Below are 20,557 nucleotides of genomic sequence, written 5' to 3'. Positions count from 1 at the left end.
TAAATATGGGGAGGAAGTAAGGTATTATATGTGGAATAAAAATTAAAAAGATAGTCGAATATCTAATAGAATAAGAAGCATCTAAGGGGTGCATATTATGGGACAAATAATTGCAATTGCCAACCAAAAAGGGGGAGTGGGTAAAACCACAACGGCGGTTAATTTAACAGCGTGGTTATCTATACTGGGCTGTAGGGTGATGCTTACGGATATTGATCCACAAGGGAATGCTACCAGCGGCATGGGTGTGAATAAAGATGCCCTGGAATACTGTATTTATGATCTAATACTGGGTAACACGGATATTAATAATGTAAGGAAAGAAAATATTCTGGAAAGGCTTGATCTAATACCGGCATCTATTGAATTAGCCGGTGCGGAAATTGAAATGGTTGGAATAAAAAAAAGAGAGTATTTGTTAAAGAATATTATAGAGAATGAAAAGGGCTCTTATGATTATATTATTATTGATTGTCCGCCATCCCTTGGATTATTAACAATCAATGCTCTTGTAGCGGCCGATTCAGTTATTGTCCCTTTGCAATGTGAATATTATGCTTTGGAAGGTCTCGGTCAATTAATGAACACTATAAAACTTGTACAGCAAGGTTTAAATAAGAATCTAATTATTCAAGGCGTAGTCTTAACTATGTTTGATGGTCGTACAAATTTATCCATACAAGTAGTTGATGAGGTGAAAAAATATTTTAAAGACTTGGTTTATAGAAGTATCATACCCCGCAATGTAAGATTAAGTGAAGCACCAAGTCATGGTAAACCGGTTATGATATATGATAAACGTTCAAGGGGAGCCGAGGTTTATCAGGAATTGGCGCGTGAGGTGATGGGTGTTGAATAAAAAAAGAGGGTTGGGTAAAGGACTTTCCGCTTTAATACCTGTTGAGGAAGAGGTAAGTAATGGCAGCAGTGAAATGAAGGAAGTATTAATAGGTAAGATATATTCTAATCCCAATCAACCCAGACAGAAAATCGATGAAAATAATTTAAATGAACTTATAGAATCAATCAAAACTCACGGCCTAATCCAACCTATTGTTGTACGATCCGGTAAAGATGATAATTTTGAGATTATTGCCGGAGAAAGACGTTGGTTGGCCTGTAAAAAGGCCGGTTTAGAACAAGTAAATGTTATCATAAAAAAATATAATGATTTAGAGGCATCTGCAGTTGCTCTTATCGAAAATATTCAAAGGGAAGATCTAAATGCGGTAGATGAAGCAAATGCATATAAAAAATTAATGGATAATTACGGGTTAACCCAGGAAGAGTTATCGGCACAGGTTGGTAAAAGTCGCTCTTTTATTGCTAATATGGTAAGGATACTGGCTTTGCCGGATGAGATAAAGGATATGCTGCTGCAGAGAATTATTACCGCCGGACATGCACGAGCACTTTTATCCTTACCTGATAATGAAACCCAAATAAAATTTGCCCTTAAGATTATAAAACAGCATTACAGTGTGCGAAAAACTGAAGATATAGTTAAGAAGTTTATTGAAAATGAAAATGAAAATAGAAATAATAAACGGAACCGGGAAACCCTGGAGTGGGAAAAAATACTTACCCAGAGTTTAGGTAAGAGAGTAAAAATTAAAACTAATTCTAATGGAAGCGGCAAAGTTATTGTAGAGTACAGTAACAGCGAAGAATTAATAGGGCTGGTAGATAAACTGAGAACATAAAAATGTTTCACGTGAAACAAAAAATAAAAAGGGAGTGTCGTAGATCTGCTTTTTAAAGCAGTGGGCGACGCTCCCTTTTTATTTATTAGCTTATTGTGCAATAACCTCATTTTCCTGCCAGTATTCCAAAGCTACTTTAGACAATCCACCAACGATAATATCCGCCATTTTCATTACCAGGTTAAGTCGTGTATTTTGGAGCACCAGGTACTCCATAAATCCGCCTACATTAACAATACCCGTGATGTAAATATGTCCAACAGGGGGTAAGGATTTATTAACACCTGCACCAGGTTGTAACGAACCATCTCCAATAGTTATATTTCCTATATTATCGATACTTCCCAAGCATGCGTCAAGAGCAATAATAAAAGGGTCTACATATTTCTGCTGAATATTGCTGAGATATTCTTGTAAATTGCCTGCATGTACCGGATGATCAAGGTTTCCATATAGTTTATAGAATTCATTATGCTTAAAGTTTAATTTACTGCCCACTAAGGGTCCCAGACAATCTCCTGTTGAGCGGTCAGTACCGATACACAGCAATACAATAGGTCTATGCCGAAAAACACCGTAGTGTTTAAATTTATCTATTATAATCCCGGATATTTTCTCCGAGGCCAGCGGATCATCAATATGAACTCTGCTTTTCTTTGTATGATCCTCAAATTTTTGATTTGCTATAGCCATTTTATCACCTCTCATTAAAAACAAACAATTAATATATTTATTTCCTTGTTGGTCTGAATTTATTCCTTAATTTTAGTAAAAGTTAATTAACTATTGCATAAACTCACATTATAGAGTGGAGGTGAATACACTGCCGCGGCAAGATCAGATTTCTACTATAAAAATCGCTGCTATGTACATGGGGGCCGTAATTGGCGCAGGGTTTGCTTCCGGCCAGGAAATAATGCAGTTTATAGTTGTGCATGGCAGCGACGGTTTAAAGGAAATTTTTTTAGTAACTTTTTTATTTTGTTATCTGGGAGCGGAAATTCTATATCTGTCGGAAAAATTTAAGACCAATAATTATTTGATTTTAATAAATTATTTAGTTGGTAAAAAAATTGCTAAATTACTTGATATAATAAGCTTGTTAATGCTTGCGGGTGGATTGAGTGTAATGCTGTCCGGCGGTGGAGCGGTATTTAGTGAACACTTTAATGTTGCCGCCTGGTATGGAATATTGATAATAGTATTTATAAATTGTTGGGTCTTGTTATGTGGGTTACAAGGGGTTGTGTGGGTAAATGTTATTTTAGTGCCGTTAAAAATAATTGCTATACTACTTATATCATTATTAGTTATACGGATACAAAATGCCCCTGCTATTATAAATATTACTGTGCAGACAACGGAAAATACTTATAGGCACTGGTTTATTTCCGGCTTATTGTATGTTTCTTATAATATGATTTTAGTGATTGCTGTACTGTCTACCATTGGAAAAGGTATTAGCTCAAAAAAGGCTGTAGCCGGCGGCGTATTGGGCGGGTTGGGTTTAGGTGTTACAGCCGGAATTATGCTTTTGGCCGGGCTGACGGTATATCCGGAGATAAAAGAATATAAAGTACCTATGTTATATATGGCTGGAATAATAGGTGCGGGGGTTAAGGGTGTTATGGGGTTGTTAATCTGGGCTGCTATCTTAACTACGACAATTGCTAACGCCCATGGTTTTGCGGCTCGATTAGCTGAACCGGGCAGCGGCAGGTATAAAATTATTGGTATTGGAGTTACTCTATTGGCCATGCCCTTGGCAAGATTTGATTTTGATAAACTAGTGGCTGTTATATATCCCATATTCGGTTATGCGGGCTTACTGTTAATAATTGTTTTAATAATAGGACCGCCTTTGAAATTATTGCGCTCAAGTATATTAAGGCAGGGAAAATGACGGAGGGATAAAAAATGAATTGGTTGGACTGGGTGTTAATTGTAATCATAGCATTTTCTGCTCTTAGGGGTTTAAGTGGCGGATTTTTCGCAGGAGTGGCCAGGATCATAGGTTTAATTTTAGGTATTGCTGTGGCTTTTACGGGTTACCGCCCACTGGCGGCTTATCTTGATAAACAGTGGGGATGGGGCGATAATATAGCTGAGTTCTTAGTTAATCGATTTTCCCATTCTTTATTACAAGAAATAGCCGATAAATTTAGCATCGATAAATTCGGGCAAAATATACCTTATAGCAATAGCCAGTTGATATCGGAAGGCTTAAGTACTATTGCCCATCAAATAGCTGTAACATTACTGGAGTTCTTATCCTTTATCGTTTTGTTGCTGGTCGTGGCGCTGATAGTTAGAATGATTATGCGATTTTTCTCCGGTGCGGTTGCCCATACTTTTCTTAGCCCGTTAGATCATCTTGGCGGATTGCTTTTAGGTTTGGTGCGAGGTGTAATAATAGTTCTTATTGTAGCACTGCTTATAGAACCTGTATTAGCTGCCGGGGTTATAACGAGCCAGGAAAAAGCAGGTTTTATTAGCCGGGCTGCGGCAAGTTCATTGGTTATTTCATACGCCTATCAGTTATTGAATATATTGAATATACATTTTTCCCTATGGCAATCCTCAGGTGGCTTATCAGTATTAAATGGATGTAAAAATATAAGCAGGCTATAATAGATATATCAAAAACGCGTTGGGAGGATGCTTGTGGCCGAAAAAAATCAGTTTGCATACAGCAGAAGAATTGTTTGGGAACATCTAATAAGCCATGAAAGAGAGGCTATGCTTCATATGGGGGAAGATTTTAAGCGATATATGAAGCGAGCTAAAACTGAGCGGGAGACAGTAATCTTAACCAGGGAGATTGCGGAAAATAATGGTTATAAACCCGTCGAAAAAGTATTGAGTCCGTTAAAATCAGGTGATCGCGTATATCAGGTAATAAAGGGAAAGGCTTTGATAATGGCTATTATTGGTGAGCGGCCTCTTGATGAAGGAGTCAATATCATAGGAGCCCATGTGGATAGTCCCCGTTTGGATTTAAAGGTACACCCGCTATATGAACACAGCGGTTTAGCATTGCTAAAAAGTCACTATTATGGCGGCATAAAAAAATATCAATGGCTGTCATTACCTTTAGCGCTACATGGGGTAGTTATAAGGAACGATGGTTCTAAGATAGATATCTGTTTGGGTGAAGACGATGGCGACCCGGTATTTACAATTACAGATATATTACCTCACCTTGCCAAGGAGCAGATGGATAAAAAGGTAACGGAAGCCTTTCCTGGTGAGAGTTTAAATGCTCTATGCGGTAGTTTACCTATAGAAAATAATGATATAAAGGAAAGGGTCAAGGAATCGATATTAGGTATATTAAATAGACAATACGGTATTATCGAGGAAGATTTTATAAGCGCTGAATTGGAGTTGGTGCCGGCAATATCACCCAGGGACGTGGGGCTGGATCGATCTCTGGTTGGTGCTTACGGTCAGGATGACCGGGTTTGCGCGTATGGTTTATTAATGGCAATGATCGGAATTAACAGGCCTATTAATACATCTGTGGGTATTTTCGCTGATAAGGAGGAAATAGGCAGCGTTGGTAATACCGGAATGCAATCTAATTTTTTTGCTAATTTTATGGCTGAATTATTGAATAAAACGACTGGTCAATATAATGATTTAATGTTGCGCCGGACGATGAGATTTTCGCGGGCATTGTCGGCCGATGTCAACGCGGCGGTTGATCCTGGTTTTGAGGATGTTATGGAGAAAAACAATGCCGCCCGTTTGGGTTGTGGCCCGGTAGTTACCAAGTATACCGGTTCCGGTGGTAAAAAAGGTGCAAATGATGCTCATGCGGAATTTATGGCCCGGGTTAGAAAAATTTTTAATGATCACCATATAATCTGGCAAACAGGTGAATTAGGTAAGGTAGACCAGGGAGGCGGCGGTACTATAGCTTATATGCTGGCTAATTACGGCATGGATGTTGTTGATTGCGGTATAGCTCTGCTGGGCATGCATTCGCCATTCGAAATCAGCCATAAAGCCGATATTTACATGATGTACAAGGGATACAAGGCGTTTTTGGATTTATAAAAATATTTTTCAAGCTAGGTGGTAAGCTATGCTGATTAAATATAATGTGGGAGATATAGTAAAAACTCGCAAACCGCATCCTTGCGGCGGTGACGAGTGGGAGGTTATGCGGACGGGAGTTGATTTTCGTATTAGGTGTAATAAATGTGGTCGCGTGCTGATGCTCCCCCGTCCCAAATTTGAAAAAAGTGTTAAAAAAATAATTTATTCAAATACCGATGATAATGCTAATGATTAGTATGTACGAGCAACTGCAATTTAATATGGCTTGCTCTATTTAATTATTTATGCTATAATTTTATAGCCAAATTTGGCAATAAAATTTATTCTATGGACCTACCCTGCTCCACTGCAGAGGTATATCTGCCGGCGATGATTTTAGCGCATTCGTGGCAGTTTATATTTTGCCAATGTTACAGTGGGGCCTTATGTCCACAGGGAGGAGGTGAATATCGTGCGTCAATATGAGTTGGTGTTTATAGTTAGGACAGACCTGGATGAAGAGGTTACCGATGCCTTAATCGGTAAAGTTAGAGGTATTGCGGAAACAAACGGCGCCGAAATAATCAAACTTGAAAAGTGGGGTAAGCGCAGACTGGCCTATGAAATTAAAGATTGTCGCGAAGGTCTTTACGTGATAATGAATTTTAAGGGCGATGCGGCAGTTGCCGCCGAACTTGACAGAGTATTAAAAATTACCGAAAATATACTGCGTCATATGATTGTTCGTGAGGATGAAAAATAAAAATTATAAGAGATTTAAAGCACGCCAGGCGGTGATTTAAATGTTAAACAAGGTTATACTGATCGGCAGACTAACCCGGGATCCCGAATTACGCTATACACCCAATGGAATGCAGGTAGCAAGCTTTGCATTGGCTATGAATCGTCAATATACCAATCGGCAGGGTGAAAAGGCGGATGAAACTACTTTTATAGATATTGTTGTGTGGCAAAAACTGGCCGAAACCTGTGCAAATTATCTGGGCAAGGGACGCTTGGTAGCGGTGGAAGGAAGATTGCAATCACGTTCATATGAAGATAAACAGGGTACACGCCGTAAAGTAGTCGAGGTAGTGGCGAGTGATGTGCGTTTTCTGGATTCGGGCAAAGATGCTCGCGGGCCGGTTGCTGATGGGAATAAAACCGCTGAAGGTGAGCATTTTGCCAGTGAGATCAGTTTTAATGAGGAGGATATACCGTTTTAGGAGGGAAGTAAATGAGGCGTGAACGTGGACGTCGGGGCAAAAAACGTATTTGTAGTTTTTGCGTCGACAAAATGGAAAGTGTTGATTATAAAGACGTGCCGCGTTTGAAAAAATATATTACTGAAAGGGGTAAAATTTTGCCCCGCCGTATTTCGGGCAATTGCGCTCGTCATCAGCGTATGCTGACTTTGGCGGTGAAAAGAGCCAGAAATATAGCATTGTTGCCATTTACAGCAGAGTAATTATATTTATCATGATTACAAGGGGAACATATTAGTTCCCCTTGCTTTATTTTTAACACTTGGTATGTTGAACAACAAATAACAATGCATACATGTATGCCGCAGTGAAGGAAAAACTATATGCATGCAGAACTACTATTAGTTATGAAGTAAGCTGGATTAAATAAATTTGGGGTGGTTTTTTGCATCCGATGGAGAAATATCCAGGTGCAATAGAATTAATTTTCGCGGCCACCATTATGGCTTTATTGGGATTGCTGGGCCTTTATATTGCACCGTTGTTTTATATTACTATGTTGCTGTTACCTTTGCCGTTGGTGTATTTAATTTTAAAGCGAAATCTATTATATGGCTTACTGGCTGTGATTCTAACTATATTTATGTTGATGGTTTCATTTGCGCATATAAAGTCGGCCTGTTTATTGGTTTTACAGTTTGCTCCGCTGGGTATTTTAATCGGTTTAATGTTAAAAAATAAGGTTGCTGTGGATAAAAGTATGTCTGTGCTCTTTTTTTGGGCGCTGTTAATAGCAGCTGTTAATTTACTGTTTAGTTTTATACTAAATGGTGTCGGTATATCTCAGGTGACCGATGAGTTTCGGGCCACTATGGAACAAATGGCACAGATATATAAGCAAAATGGTTTGCTGGATGAAGCAGATAGACAGCAATATTTAACACTTACCGATCAAATTGTTTATCTTGTAAAAACTTTTTTGCCCGGTAGTGTGGCTGTATGGAATATTATTATGACGATGTTCACATATTTTATTGCCCGACATTTGATGCGTAATCTGGGTTTTGCCAGGCCGGATAATTTCCGTTTTTCACAGTGGCGGCTACCCTGGTATTCAATTTGGCTGATTATTATTGGCCTGGCTCTGACTCTGGGGGGCGATGAATTATCTTGGCCATTGGTGGAGGTAACGGGTAAAAATATATTATATATTGCAGCCTTTATTTTTTTTATGCTGGGAATAGCTGTAATAATGTATTATATACAGCTATGGAAGGTTTCCAGGGTGGTTAAATTTATTATAATGGCTGTTTTGCTGTTATATTTCCCTTTTACCGCGCTGGTGGCGCTGACTGTCGGTGTAATAGATCCTGTGGTAAATTTACGCCCTCAGCGCAAAGAGGATAATGGAAATAAGGGGGAGTGATTGAGTACTATGCAAGTAATTCTTTTGGAGGATGTTAAAAAGCTGGGCCAAAAGGGACAAGTGATTAAAGTTGCCGAAGGTTATGCCAGAAACTTTTTACTTCCCAAAGGTTTAGCGATGGAAGCGTCTAAAGGGAAATTAAAGGATTTGGAAAAACAAAACCAGGTGCGGGCTGAACAAAGAAAAAAAATAGAAGAGCAGGCCCGGACTTTGGCCCGGCAGTTGGAAGGTTTGAAACTGGTTATGCAAACCAGAGTAGGTGATGCCGGTAAATTATTTGGTGCTATTAATAATAAAGATATAGCCGAATTTTTAAGCAATAAACACGGGCTGTCAGTGGACAAGAAAAAAATTGTGTTGAAAGCCCCTATTAAAGCACTGGGCGAATATGCCGTTACTATAAAATTGCACCCGGCGGTACAGGTGCAAATAAATGTGGAAGTGGTTCCGGAGTAGGCTAGACACTTGACAATAAGGGAGATTTGACAGCAATGAAAAGTATTCTGGAAAAGTTTAAAGGTAAGAATGAATTAAGTACCAAGTTCAGGGAACAGGAACAATTGCGGCGGCAGGTTAATTCCTTATATAATCTGTTAACCGAGCTGTATGGCTCCGATAAAATTGTGCTGCGGGCCGGAAAATTAAACGTGCTGCAAATGATGCGCTCTGATTTTTTGCCTGAACGGGTGCTGGCCTTACAGAAACTTGTCTTTGAAGACCCTACTTTCGAGACCGTACCGGAATTGGATGATATACCTGGTATACTTGATGAAATAGAAAATGAAATTGCAGATATAATAGCCCGGCGTACTTTAGAAGATGAATTGGAAAAAAAGATTAACGAACGGTTGCAGCAACGGCACGAGGAATATGTACGCGAAATTAAGATGCAAATCATTAAAGAAAATGCCGGACCGGAAAATGCCCAAACATTGAAAAAATTTGCTGTGTTGGAAAAACTGGAGCAGAAACATTTGGTACGCTCTGCGTTGGATGTACTGCGACCTTCCAATTTTGATGAAGTTGTGGGTCAGGAGGGTCCGGTTCGGGCTTTACTGTCTAAATTGGCCTCGCCTTTTCCTCAGCATATATTGCTTTACGGGCCGCCGGGCGTGGGTAAAACAACTGCGGCCAGGTTAGCTCTGGCGGTGGCCCGAGGGGTCGAACATAGTCCTTTTGAACAGGATGCTTCCTTTGTGGAGGTGAATGGGACAACGCTGCGCTGGGACCCGCGAGAGGTGACCAATCCGCTTTTGGGTTCGGTGCATGATCCTATTTATCAGGGGGCCCGGCGTGATTTGGCCGACAGTGGCGTGCCCGAGCCTAAACCCGGTTTGGTAACGGATGCCCACGGTGGCGTGTTGTTTATTGATGAAATAGGCGAATTAGATTTAATTTTACAAAATAAACTCTTAAAGGTATTGGAGGATAAAAGGGTATTCTTTGAATCCTCTTATTATGATCCTTCGGATAACAATGTTCCTAAATATGTTAAAAAACTATTTGAAGAGGGAGCTCCTGCAGATTTCATTCTTATTGGCGCCACGACCCGGGAGCCGGAGGAAATTAACCCGGCCATTCGCAGCCGTTGCGCAGAAATATTTTTTGAACCGTTAACTCCTGCCGATATTCATAAAATAATAGAGCAGGCCTCTCAGAAATTAAATGTGGCTATGGAGGAAAAAGTGGCCGATATTATTGCCGAGTATACCATTGAAGGCCGCAAGGCGGTAAATATATTGGCCGATGCTTACGCGCTGGCCTGTCACAGGTCGCTGGACGATCACAGGTCGCACGGCGAACCAAACCCGGTTATCAAAAAATCCGATGTTTACGAGGTAATTCAAGTGAGCCGCTTGACGCCATATGTAATTCGGCGGGCTAATAACAAACAAGAAGTAGGCAGGATTTTCGGTCTTGGTGTAGCCGGGTTTATCGGCTCTGCCCTGGAAATTGAGGCAGTTGCTTTTTCGGCCCGGCGTAAAGAGGGCGGGGTAATCCGCTTTAATGAAACAGCAGGCAGTATGGCCAAGGACTCTGTATTTAACGCAGCTTCCGTACTGCGTAAATTAACCGGTCATGATTTATATGATTACGATGTGCATGTTAATGTGGTTGGCGGCGGGCGCATTGACGGTCCTTCGGCCGGTGTGGCCATATCGCTGGCGATTTATAGCGCATTGGAAAATCTACCTATTCCTCAGAATATTGCCGTTACCGGAGAGCTTTCCATACAGGGTATGATCAGGGCTGTTGGCGGGGTGCCGGAAAAAATTTACGGTGCCAAGCAATGTGGTATAGATACCGTATTTATACCCAAGGAGAATGAAAAGGATATACCTGCAGATGTCAGGGGGGTTAAGGTTGTAACCGTGCAAACATTGGAAGAAATTATTACTGAAGTATTTTCTATAGGTAATAAAATGGCTAATTGATTAGCGATTATAGGTGATGATGCTATGTGGGAAAAAGTACCCCCCCATAATATAGATGCCGAGCAATCGGTATTGGGTGCGCTGTTTTTGGACAACAGTGCCATTGCAATTGTTACGCGCTTTCTGCAGCCGGAAGATTTTTATATGGAAGCGCACAAGGTTATTTTTAAAACTGTCCTTGATTTAGAGGAAAACGGACATGCCGTCGACCTGGTGACAGTCACTGACCAGCTGCGCCGTACCGGTGCCTTGGAAAAGGTCGGCGGTACCACTTATGTGGCTACTCTAAGTAATATTTCTCCTACTGCCGCCAATGCCGAACACTACGCTCGCATTATAGAAGAGAAGGCATTGCTGCGCAATTTAATCAACTTGGCCACCCGCATTGCCGGTATGGGCTATGAAGGCAGTGAAGATGCGGAAAGGTTGATGGAAGAAGCCGAAAAAATGCTGATGGAGCTGGGCTCGCGGCGTACCTCGGCACTTTTTACCGAAATCAAGGATATATTGATGGACACCTTTAAACACCTGGAGCATTTGTCTAAACATAAAGGTGAGATAAGCGGGGTGCCCACAGGTTTTGCAGATTTAGATCGTATTTGCCAGGGGTTACAGCCGGGTGATCTGGTAATTGTAGCCGGCCGCCCTTCGATGGGTAAAACCAGTTTTGGTATGTGTATTGCTTATCATGCCGCAGAAAATATAAATATGCCGGTGGCCGTATTTAGTATGGAAATGTCCAAGGAACAGCTGGTGCAGCGTATGCTTTGCGCTGAGGCCATGGTTGATCAGCATAAAATACGCACCGGCTTCATTCACGATGAGGATTGGGGCAAGCTTACCCAAAAAGCGCGGGAAATAGCCAAGCTGCCGATTTTTATTGATGACTCCGGTATACTTACGGTGCGCCAGTTAAGGGCCAAAGCCCGGCGCTTGCATATGGAAAAAGGACTGGGCCTGATTGTAATAGATTATTTACAGTTAATGCAGGGCAGTGGCCGTACTGAAAACAGGCAGCAGGAAATTGCTAATATATCTCGTTCACTAAAGGCTCTAGCTAAAGAATTGGGTGTGCCGATTATGGCACTGGCCCAGTTAAGTCGCTCGGTGGAACAACGTCAGGACAAAAAACCTATCATGTCCGACTTACGTGAGAGCGGCAGTCTTGAACAAGATGCTGATGTAGTAATGTTTATATACCGGGATGAATATTATAATCCCGACACAGAAAAAGTAGGCATTGCCGATATAATAGTAGCCAAACAAAGAAATGGCCCCACCGGGGTGGTGGAACTTGCTTTTTTAAAGGAATACACCAAATTTATGAATCTGGCCAAGCGCAGCCAGGAGTAATAATATGGTAAATAATCTTGACATAAAAACTGCGATCTGATAGTATTTTGTTGTTGTGCCTTAGTATATATATATATAATACTTTATAATTAATTGACTCAAACACAGCACCCGTTTGGGTTATTTTTATGCTTAAGTGCACAAGATATTTAAAGGAAAAACAGGGGGTCTGCCCAGTGACGCAGCATTACGACGTAATTATTGTGGGTGCCGGTCCGGCTGGTATTTTTGCCGCTCTTGAACTTTCCGGTAAAAGAGAAGGTTTGCGAGTATTAATAATAGAAAAAGGCCGGGATATCAACCAGCGAAAATGTCCATCCCGGGAAAAGGGCGGGAGTTGCTTTAATTGCAATCCTTGTTCCACAGTTTGTGGTTGGGGTGGTGCCGGGGCCTTTAGTGACGGCAAGCTGACCCTCTCATCGGAAATAGGCGGCAGTTTGGAGCAATATCTGGGAGAAAAAAAGCTTAACGAAATGATTAAGGAAATTGACCGGATATATCTTCAGTTTGGTGCCCCCGGCCATGTTTATGGTTTGGAACACCAGGATGAAATACATGAATATCAGCACCGTGCTACTATGGCCGACTTGAAGTTGATACCGGTGGCCATACGTCACTTAGGCACTGGGCGCTGTAAAGAAATATTGCAAAATATGTACGGGCATTTAATTAAAAAGGGTATTGAAGTGCGCACCCGGGTGGCGGTTGATCAAATTATTACCGACGGGCATATGGTAAAAGGTATTCGCACTGATGGCGGTGAAGAGATTACCGGTGATCATGTAATATTGGCGCCGGGGCGGGAGGGTGCTGAATGGCTGGCCCGGGAGGCCTTTCGGCTGGAATTGCAAACCGGAGTTAATCCCGTCGATATCGGGGTGCGTGTGGAAGTACCGGCCGCTGTCATGGAACCTCTGACCAGGGTTTTTTATGAATCCAAACTGATTTATTATTCACGGGCTTTTGATGACCGGGTACGTACATTCTGTATGAACCCGGGCGGGGAAGTGGTGATGGAAAACAACGATGGGTTAGTGACGGTGAACGGGCATAGTCACGCCTTTAATAAAACAGATAACACTAACTTTGCCGTTTTAGTCAGTAAAACCTTCACAGAACCATTTCGGGAACCCATTGCCTATGGCAAGTATGTGGCCAGTTTGGCTAATTTGCTGGGCGGTGGTGTTATCGTACAGCGATTGGGTGATTTATTGGAAGGACACCGGTCTACGGTAGATCGTATAAAAAAATGCTTGGTGGTGCCCACCCTTAAAGAGGCTACGCCGGGGGATCTTAGTCTGGTATTTCCTTACCGTCACCTGGTAGCCATTGTGGAGATGCTTAAAGCACTGGACGTTATTGCACCCGGCGTGTACTCTCGCTATACACTGTTATACGGCGTGGAAGTGAAGTTTTATTCTTCCCGGCTGGCCTTAAGCAACGGGCTGGAAACACGGATTAAAAACTTATTTGCGGCAGGCGATGGCGCCGGCGTTACCAGGGGTCTGGCTCAGGCTTCGGTAGCGGGTATCATGGCCGCCAGGGAAATTCTCAGCAGAATATAAGGGGGATACCGAATGTCTACGGTGGTATTGGTTGGAGCGCAATGGGGAGACGAGGGTAAAGGTAAGGTTACGGATTTTTTGGCTCAACAGGCTGAAATGGTGGTACGCTATCAGGGTGGGAACAATGCCGGACACACCGTGGTGGCGGACGGCCAGACATATAAGCTGCACTTAATTCCTTCGGGCATTTTATATGCGGATAAACAATGTCTAATTGGCAACGGAGTGGTAATCGACCCGGCTGTGCTGTTGCAGGAACTGAATGCTCTGGAACAACAGGGGGTAAGCACCGCTAATTTACGCATCAGTCCCCGGGCGCATGTGATTTTTCCATACCATAAGAGCATAGATACGGCCGAAGAAAAAAGTAAAGGCAACCGAAAAATCGGTACCACGTGCCGGGGTATTGGCCCAACTTACACCGATAAGGCCGCTCGGGTAGGTATACGCATAACGGAGCTGATGGACCGGGAAGAATTGGCTGAAAAACTACGTGATATATTAGAGGTTAAAAATAAGGTATTATCCCGTCTGTACGGGGTGGAGGAGAATTTTGCCTATCGGGAAATGCTGGATCAGTATATGGGGTATGCCGATAGTTTGAAAAAATATATAGCTGATGTTTCCGTACTGGTAAACGAGGCTGTCGACCGGGGCGCCAGGGTACTGTTTGAAGGTGCTCAGGGCACATTATTGGATCTTGACCACGGTACCTATCCTTATGTTACCTCGAGTCATCCTATTGCCGCTGCGGCTTGTCTGGGCGCCGGGCTTGGGCCTACTAAAATTAAAACGGTGGTGGGGGTAGCCAAGGCTTATATTACCAGGGTGGGTGAGGGGCCATTTCCCACTGAATTGCATGATCAATTGGGTGAGCTGATCCGGGAAAGAGGTTTTGAATTTGGCACCACCACCGGCCGCCCGCGCCGTTGTGGTTGGTATGACGCGGTTATAGCCCGTTATGCGGCCCGGGTTAATGGTTTGACTTACCTGGCTATTACTAAATTAGATGTGCTGTCAGGTCTTGAAAGATTAAAGATATGCACGGGTTATCGTTATAAGGGTGAAATTATCAATGAGTTTCCGGCCAGCTTAAAGTTACTGGCCCAGTGCGAGCCGGTATATCAGGAGTTTCCGGGTTGGCGGGAAGATATTTCAGCGGTAACCGATTTTAATGAATTGCCTCAAAGAGCTAAGGATTATTTGAAGAACCTGGAGGAATTATCAGGCGTGCCCGTAGCTATTGTGGGTGTTGGTCCGGGGCGTGCCCAGACATTGGTATTAAAGGAGACCTTTTAAGCTTGTCAAGGGAGAATATTATGTAGTTGCCGTTAGGCGGCACGTAAGCTATAACAGTACTGCTTAAATGTTGCAGTTCGATATATAATGTACCGTGGGGCCGGATAAAAACGGCCCCGCTTACCGTTGAACAGTTACAAACTTGTTATAATAAAAATTATTGACACTTTGATTAATTTACTGTAATATATACAACTGTAAGACTTCAGTGAGCCATTAGCTCAGTCGGTAGAGCACCTGACTTTTAATCAGGGTGTCCCGCGTTCGAGTCGCGGATGGCTCACCAAAACACGGCCCCATGGTCAAGAGGCCTAAGACACCGCCCTTTCACGGCGGTAACCCGGGTTCGAATCCCGGTGGGGTCACCAGTAAGGCCACCTTCTAACAATGAAGGTGGCCTTTTTAGGGGTCTGACCCCTGATAATTCCGCTTTTCCGCGTCACCGGTGCTTTATTTGCAGTCACCTTGACTTTGAGCACTAAAATGTTATAATTAATATTACATTTGCGGGTGTAGCTCAATGGTAGAGCATCAGCTTCCCAAGCTGAGGGTTGCGAGTTCGATCCTCGTCACCCGCTCCAGTTATAACAAGGCCTCCGAGGACTTGAGAATGACCACAATAAGTGTTTGATCATAATTTTGATCATGACCAGCAAAAAAGCCTGGGGTTATATGCCCGGGCTTTTATTATTCCTGCTAGTCTTAAAACTGCTTTTTCTTTATCTTTCATGGTACTGGGAAACGACATAGATTCTTGGTCTGTATGAATCGTTGATTTCAGTGTCGCGTTTATGGCGCTATCCATACACCGTTTCCGGGACAGAAGAGCTGCTTTCGGATAGCTTTTGCTGATGAGATTTTTAGAGTATTTCAAAATGCCTATCCTGAAATAAAGCTTATTCCAATTAACCTAAATTCAGAAGTGGAAAGAATGATAAGGCACGTAACAAAAGGGATTGCAAAATATTCTGTGTAAATGGCTTGTTTCCTATTTGTTAATATAGAACCAACTTTAGTTGGAATAACCGGGCAGCTCTTTATATGGAGAGATGTCTGTGTTAGCTTATTGGGCACATCTAATCTTAATGCGAAACAAAACCAAGCCGCTTAAAACCTCAGAAACAATAACAGACAAGGGGACAGGGACTTGTCTGTTATTGCCATAAACCTTTGAAAACTATCGCAAATACATCAACTATATTAATCATAAGAAAGAATTAAGGCCATCTATTTTACATAATTGATGACGTCTCTATTTCTGGGTGGTGCTGGCGGGTCTTCAGAAGCCTTGTTACCGAGGGCTACTGAGCAAACGAAGCTGTACCCTTCCGGTATTCCCAATTCCCTTTTAAATTTATTACCCTTTTCGGAAGCAAAAAGTAAGCCGGCGGATGTAATCACACATGAGCCGATATTTAAAGATTCCGCGGTTAATGTAATGTTTTCAGCTGCAAGGCCGCAATCGATTTGAACCCATTGAGCATTTTCATCCGCGGAGAGTAAGATAACCGTGGGGGCATTATAAAACGTATGGTAGTCGGGATTGCTAACTCTTTGTATTAAAAACTCATTACCTGAATTTAATATATTCTCCTTTATTACGTTTACCATTTTATTAAGCAGATCCTTATTTTGTACAACGGTAAAGTGCCATTTTTGCTGATTCATAGCGTTAGGTGCAAGCAGGGCGGCTTCCAGTATTTCATGCAGATCCGAATCGGATATTTGTTCCGGCTTAAAGGTGCGGATACTTCTTCTATTTTTGATCACCTTAAATGTTTCATTCATGCAGATACTTCCTCTCGTTTTTGATTTAAATTTATTTTAACTATATTTTGTTAGATTATGTGATTTTTCCTGCTCCAATAGGGAAAATAAATCTCCTGAAATGCATTTCGCGGCAGGAAACCCATCAGGTTTGTTGAAGCCTTTGGATGAGGTGACATTGATGGCCACTGCCGATCATAAATTAATCGTTGAGCAAAATAAGGAGCGTATTTGCAAAATTAAGCGGCAGGTAGAGGAAGCCGCCGATCCCGGGGAAAAACGCATGCTAAAGCGCCGGCTGAGACAGGCACAAATTGAACAAATAAAATACTTGAACAAGCTGGCCTGAAAGCAATTCTGGGATTAACCCGGCGTGACCGGGTACAAATACGGCCTGTAATAAGACTGGTATTTGATAAAATTTCTTGCGTATTATTCCCTGGTTGGCATATAATTTTACTAGTCAATTAAAAGGGGGAAAATATATTGGGCAAACATATTAAGACCATTGCCGGGCGGACGCTGCAAAGCACCGTGCGCGGCGGGGGGTGCGGCGAGTGCCAGACTTCTTGCCAGTCGGCCTGTAAGACCTCTTGTACTGTCGGCAACCAGGCCTGCGCTAATAAAAAGAAAAACTAAATGCACCTGATCCCTATACGGGATGAGGTCTTTTTTTTGAAGGGAATGATACAAATTGATCCATGCTTTTTCCTTTGACGGCACTAATATAGTGTTGGATGTCAATAGCAATGCCGTGCATGAGGTGGATGGGCCCACTCTGCGGATTATTCAAGATTACGAAGCCATGCCGGAAACGGATCTAATCAATAAATACGGGCCTGAGTACGGAAACGGTGCCGTAAGGGAAATACTCCAGGAAATAAGGGACTTAAAGGACAACGGACTGCTTTTTTCCCCGGATCCGCTGCCGGATGGATACCGGCCTCCGGAGGGAGAGACGGTCAAGGCGTTGTGTCTGAATCTGGCCCACGACTGTAATTTGCGCTGCCGCTATTGTTTCGCCAGTCAAGGTGATTTCGGCGGCCGGCGCGAATTAATGTCGGCGGAAGTAGGCCGGGCCGCTCTTGATTTTTTAATGTGGGCTTCCGGCAGCCGCCGGCATGTAGAAGTGGATTTTTTCGGCGGTGAGCCGCTGATGAACTGGGGCGTGCTGGTCGACCTGGTTAAGTATGGAAGATTGCGGGCCGGGGAAGCGGGCAAGGAGATTAAGTTTACCCTGACCACTAACGTAACCTTGCTTAACCGGGAAATGCAGCAATTTATCGGTGATCACGATCTGGCGGTAGTTCTTTCCATTGACGGGCGTCCCGAAGTGCATGACCGCATGCGGGTTACCGCTACGGGCGGGGGCAGCTACCGGCGGATTATGGATAAAATTATGGAGTTTACGAGTTCATCCTATTGCCGGGAGTATATCATCAGAGGTACTTACACCCGTTATAACCTTGATTTCTGCGCGGATGTCAAGCATCTGGCCGAGGCGGGCTTAAATCATATTTCTGTGGAACCGGTGGTGGCCGGGTCCGAAACGGACTATGCTTTTAAGGATGAGGATATACCTGTATTGCTGGAGGAATATGATAAGCTGACCAGGTACTTGTTGAAAAGGCAGTGCCAGGGGCGACCACTGGATTTTTTCCACTTTAATATAGATTTGGAGGATGGCCCTTGTCTGCCCAAGCGGCTCACCGGCTGCAGCGCCGGGTCCGAATACCTGGCGGTGGTGCCCGGCGGAGCATTGTACCCCTGCCATCAGTTTGTAGGGAAAGATAATTTTCAGGTAGGTACGGTGTTTGAAGGTGTTGTCAAAAAAAACATGGCAAATATATTCCGCAATGCGCATATATATAATAAAAAAGCCTGTCGGGAGTGCTGGGCCAAGTTTCACTGCAGCGGAGGCTGTCATGCCAATGCTTATGCTTTTAATGGTGATATGCTGAAGCCCTATCGGATGGGGTGTGCGTTAGCCCGCAAAAGGCTGGAGTGTGCACTGTATCTCAAAGTTAAAACCCGTAAGCTATAACTTCACAAATATCAATACCAAAAAAGGAGCGCAGCGCCTCCTTTTTTAGCAAATTCCGAGACTCCCGCTTCTACAAGTGGGAGTCTCTGTTTTACAAGCCCGCATTTCTTTGGGGATCTGCTTTGGAGTCCGGGATTGCTTTGCCGCGCTCGCAATGACAGCTGCAAAACATATGAGAAGAAAGTTATCTGAGCTTTTCCATGATAGTTTTTTTCGGAAGCAGCTTTAATCCGCTTTAAGTTTACGACAAATGATTTCAATGATATAATAAAAACTGCTTAATGTGAATTATTCTGACAGTTTGTGTAAAATTGCGCAAAGGAGTGGTTGATATTCAAAGTGATATACATCAATTAATTAATAAGCTGGTATCGGCTTGGAAGGGAATAATCGGTTCCCGCCCGGCTATAAAAACATTGACGTTACTGGGTATTCCCGTGCTTGTTGTTTGTGTTTTCTTCAGCCTTTCCCGCTGTGCCGTGGTGTGGGGCGGTGAGGTCGTAGTGGTAGCCCGAGACCGCCAAATTGCTGAAGCAGCGGTTAAGGATTACTTTGAACAAATGGAAAAGACAGCGGGGATGCCTGTAAAAATAAATGAGGATACTATTAAGTATCGTCCCACCTGGCGATTAGGTGCGGTGGAGGATAAAAAGGAAATACAGCTTTGTCTGGCCGCTAAATTGGACTGTCAATATGAGGCCAGCGGTATTTTTGTGGACGGTAAAAAAATCGTAGCGGTTAAGGATAAAACAGTTGGCCGGGAAGTGTTGGATAAAATTTTAAGTACCTATGGTGATGATGAGCAATGTAAGGTGTCATTTAAACAAAAGGTGGATATTAAGCCGGTAACTGTTGGTGGGCATGATTTAATGGACGCTGAACAGGCGATTGAGCATATTCAGTTTGGTGGCGTAGATGTTAGGAAGTACGGGGTGAAGGAAGGGGATACGCTGTGGGATGTCGCTGTGGCGGCCAAGCTGCCCGTGGAGGAATTAATAGCGGCGAACCCGGACTTAACGCCGGAGACTATGCAAATCGGGCAGGAAATAAAAATATCCAGTCCTGCGCCACTGCTTGATGTAATAGCCACTTATAAAGATACACAACAGGAAGAAGTGCTTTATCGGGTGCAGGAAAAGATTGACGAGAACCTCTACTGGGGCGAGCAAAAACTTGTGCAAAAGGGCAGCCCCGGCCGGCGGGAAGTGGTTTATGAAGTGACTCTGGAAAACGGCCTGGAAACAGACCGTGAGGTTTTGCAGCAAAAAACAATTGAAGATTCGGTGCCACAGATTATCGCCAAAGGCAATAAAAAATTACTTGCTTTTCGGGGCGGTAATGGGCGCCTTGCTTACCCCGCCGTAGGGGCTATTGTGTCACCTTTTGGTGAACGCTGGGGAAGGATGCATGAGGGAGTTGATATTGCGGCCAATTATGGCAGCCCGGTGGTGGCGGCGGAGGCCGGCACGGTACAGCGTACCGATTATCGGGGGGGATACGGGCTTTGTGTTGATATTAGTCATGGCAGTGGCGTGGTGACCCGTTATGCGCACCTTTCCTCGGTGGCGGTAAAACCCGGACAGCGTGTGGATAGAAGCCAGTTTATCGGCCGGACCGGTTCGTCGGGTAATTCTACCGGGCCGCACCTGCATTTTGAGGTTATAGTTAACGATGTACATAAGAACCCCGCCTTATTTATTTAAATTGCAAATATAA

The 20,557-nt window shown here is 43.2% G+C and carries 21 protein-coding genes and 3 tRNA genes; 22 read left to right on the top strand and 2 right to left on the bottom strand.

Annotated features, from left to right (window positions below; translation table 11 throughout):
* The first annotated feature begins 97 nt into the window (after window positions 1-97).
* Both ABDB91_RS19875 and ABDB91_RS19870 read left to right on the top strand, forming a co-directional pair.
* Window positions 98-859, top strand: coding sequence for an AAA family ATPase (locus ABDB91_RS19875; protein WP_347489478.1), 762 nt, complete (start codon window positions 98-100; stop codon window positions 857-859).
* A complete protein-coding gene (locus ABDB91_RS19870) occupies window positions 852-1,703 on the top strand; it encodes a ParB/RepB/Spo0J family partition protein (protein ID WP_347489476.1) in 852 nt (283 codons plus the stop codon). Before ABDB91_RS19875 ends, ABDB91_RS19870 begins: the two co-directional genes overlap by 8 nt.
* A 90-nt stretch (window positions 1,704-1,793) precedes the next feature.
* Here ABDB91_RS19870 and yyaC read toward each other — a convergent pair whose 3' ends face one another.
* Window positions 1,794-2,396, bottom strand: a complete 603-nt coding sequence (gene yyaC, locus ABDB91_RS19865) for a spore protease YyaC (protein WP_347489475.1) — start codon at window positions 2,394-2,396, stop codon at window positions 1,794-1,796.
* A gap of 346 nt (window positions 2,397-2,742) precedes the next feature.
* Here yyaC and ABDB91_RS19860 point away from each other — a divergent pair, with 346 nt between their 5' ends.
* The 16 genes from ABDB91_RS19860 (at window position 2,743) to ABDB91_RS19785 (ending at window position 15,611) form a co-directional block, all read left to right on the top strand.
* On the top strand, window positions 2,743-3,606 hold the full coding sequence (locus ABDB91_RS19860; protein ID WP_347489474.1) for a hypothetical protein: 864 nt from the start codon (window positions 2,743-2,745) through the stop codon (window positions 3,604-3,606).
* A gap of 14 nt (window positions 3,607-3,620) precedes the next feature.
* Window positions 3,621-4,334: a CvpA family protein gene (locus ABDB91_RS19855; protein WP_347489473.1), complete on the top strand. Its 714-nt coding sequence runs from the start codon at window positions 3,621-3,623 to the stop codon at window positions 4,332-4,334.
* A gap of 27 nt (window positions 4,335-4,361) precedes the next feature.
* Window positions 4,362-5,765, top strand: coding sequence for an aminopeptidase (locus ABDB91_RS19850; RefSeq protein WP_347489472.1), 1,404 nt, complete (start codon window positions 4,362-4,364; stop codon window positions 5,763-5,765).
* Window positions 5,766-5,796: 31 nt separating this feature from the next.
* Window positions 5,797-6,003 carry a DUF951 domain-containing protein gene (locus ABDB91_RS19845; protein ID WP_347491674.1) on the top strand — a complete coding sequence of 69 codons (207 nt, stop codon included), beginning with the start codon at window positions 5,797-5,799 and terminating at the stop codon, window positions 6,001-6,003.
* 216 nt (window positions 6,004-6,219) lie between these two features.
* Window positions 6,220-6,510 carry a 30S ribosomal protein S6 gene (gene rpsF / locus ABDB91_RS19840; RefSeq protein WP_347489471.1) on the top strand — a complete coding sequence of 97 codons (291 nt, stop codon included), beginning with the start codon at window positions 6,220-6,222 and terminating at the stop codon, window positions 6,508-6,510.
* Window positions 6,511-6,550: 40 nt separating this feature from the next.
* Window positions 6,551-6,973, top strand: coding sequence for a single-stranded DNA-binding protein (locus tag ABDB91_RS19835; protein ID WP_347489470.1), 423 nt, complete (start codon window positions 6,551-6,553; stop codon window positions 6,971-6,973).
* Between the two features lie 11 nt (window positions 6,974-6,984).
* Window positions 6,985-7,215 carry a 30S ribosomal protein S18 gene (rpsR, locus tag ABDB91_RS19830; RefSeq protein WP_347489469.1) on the top strand — a complete coding sequence of 77 codons (231 nt, stop codon included), beginning with the start codon at window positions 6,985-6,987 and terminating at the stop codon, window positions 7,213-7,215.
* Window positions 7,216-7,406: 191 nt separating this feature from the next.
* Window positions 7,407-8,378 carry a DUF2232 domain-containing protein gene (locus ABDB91_RS19825; RefSeq protein WP_347489468.1) on the top strand — a complete coding sequence of 324 codons (972 nt, stop codon included), beginning with the start codon at window positions 7,407-7,409 and terminating at the stop codon, window positions 8,376-8,378.
* Window positions 8,379-8,387: 9 nt separating this feature from the next.
* Window positions 8,388-8,834: a 50S ribosomal protein L9 gene (gene rplI, locus ABDB91_RS19820; RefSeq protein WP_347491673.1), complete on the top strand. Its 447-nt coding sequence runs from the start codon at window positions 8,388-8,390 to the stop codon at window positions 8,832-8,834.
* 35 nt (window positions 8,835-8,869) lie between these two features.
* Window positions 8,870-10,813 (top strand): Lon family ATP-dependent protease, encoded by a 1,944-nt coding sequence (gene lonC, locus ABDB91_RS19815; protein WP_347489467.1) that lies wholly within the window; start codon window positions 8,870-8,872, stop codon window positions 10,811-10,813.
* A 24-nt stretch (window positions 10,814-10,837) separates the two neighbouring features.
* Complete coding sequence (gene dnaB / locus ABDB91_RS19810; protein WP_347489466.1) at window positions 10,838-12,166, top strand: replicative DNA helicase; 1,329 nt, start codon at window positions 10,838-10,840, stop codon at window positions 12,164-12,166.
* Between the two features lie 176 nt (window positions 12,167-12,342).
* Window positions 12,343-13,731, top strand: coding sequence for an NAD(P)/FAD-dependent oxidoreductase (locus ABDB91_RS19805; protein WP_347489465.1), 1,389 nt, complete (start codon window positions 12,343-12,345; stop codon window positions 13,729-13,731).
* Window positions 13,732-13,743: 12 nt separating this feature from the next.
* Window positions 13,744-15,030 carry an adenylosuccinate synthase gene (locus ABDB91_RS19800; protein WP_347489464.1) on the top strand — a complete coding sequence of 429 codons (1,287 nt, stop codon included), beginning with the start codon at window positions 13,744-13,746 and terminating at the stop codon, window positions 15,028-15,030.
* A gap of 210 nt (window positions 15,031-15,240) precedes the next feature.
* Window positions 15,241-15,316, top strand: a tRNA-Lys gene (locus ABDB91_RS19795).
* Between the two features lie 6 nt (window positions 15,317-15,322).
* A tRNA-Glu gene (locus ABDB91_RS19790) sits at window positions 15,323-15,398 on the top strand.
* A 138-nt stretch (window positions 15,399-15,536) separates the two neighbouring features.
* Window positions 15,537-15,611: transfer RNA gene (locus ABDB91_RS19785), tRNA-Gly, on the top strand.
* A gap of 646 nt (window positions 15,612-16,257) precedes the next feature.
* Here ABDB91_RS19785 and ABDB91_RS19780 read toward each other — a convergent pair.
* Window positions 16,258-16,818, bottom strand: coding sequence for a nitroreductase (locus ABDB91_RS19780; protein ID WP_347489463.1), 561 nt, complete (start codon window positions 16,816-16,818; stop codon window positions 16,258-16,260).
* Between the two features lie 130 nt (window positions 16,819-16,948).
* Between ABDB91_RS19780 and ABDB91_RS19775 the strand changes: the two genes are divergently transcribed.
* The 4 genes from ABDB91_RS19775 (at window position 16,949) to ABDB91_RS19760 (ending at window position 20,544) form a co-directional block, all read left to right on the top strand.
* Window positions 16,949-17,146, top strand: a complete 198-nt coding sequence (locus tag ABDB91_RS19775; RefSeq protein WP_347489461.1) for a hypothetical protein — start codon at window positions 16,949-16,951, stop codon at window positions 17,144-17,146.
* Between the two features lie 137 nt (window positions 17,147-17,283).
* Complete coding sequence (gene scfA, locus ABDB91_RS19770) at window positions 17,284-17,436, top strand: six-cysteine ranthipeptide SCIFF (protein ID WP_347489460.1); 153 nt, start codon at window positions 17,284-17,286, stop codon at window positions 17,434-17,436.
* 55 nt (window positions 17,437-17,491) lie between these two features.
* Window positions 17,492-18,841 carry a thioether cross-link-forming SCIFF peptide maturase gene (scfB, locus tag ABDB91_RS19765; RefSeq protein ID WP_347489459.1) on the top strand — a complete coding sequence of 450 codons (1,350 nt, stop codon included), beginning with the start codon at window positions 17,492-17,494 and terminating at the stop codon, window positions 18,839-18,841.
* Window positions 18,842-19,152: 311 nt separating this feature from the next.
* Window positions 19,153-20,544: a peptidoglycan DD-metalloendopeptidase family protein gene (locus ABDB91_RS19760; RefSeq protein ID WP_347489458.1), complete on the top strand. Its 1,392-nt coding sequence runs from the start codon at window positions 19,153-19,155 to the stop codon at window positions 20,542-20,544.
* Window positions 20,545-20,557 lie beyond the last annotated feature (13 nt).

Source organism: Desulfoscipio sp. XC116, assembly GCF_039851975.1.
Classification (GTDB): domain Bacteria; phylum Bacillota; class Desulfotomaculia; order Desulfotomaculales; family Desulfallaceae; genus Sporotomaculum.
Note: the sequence above shows the minus strand (reverse complement) of the source record. Positions and strands in the feature narration are given on the sequence as shown.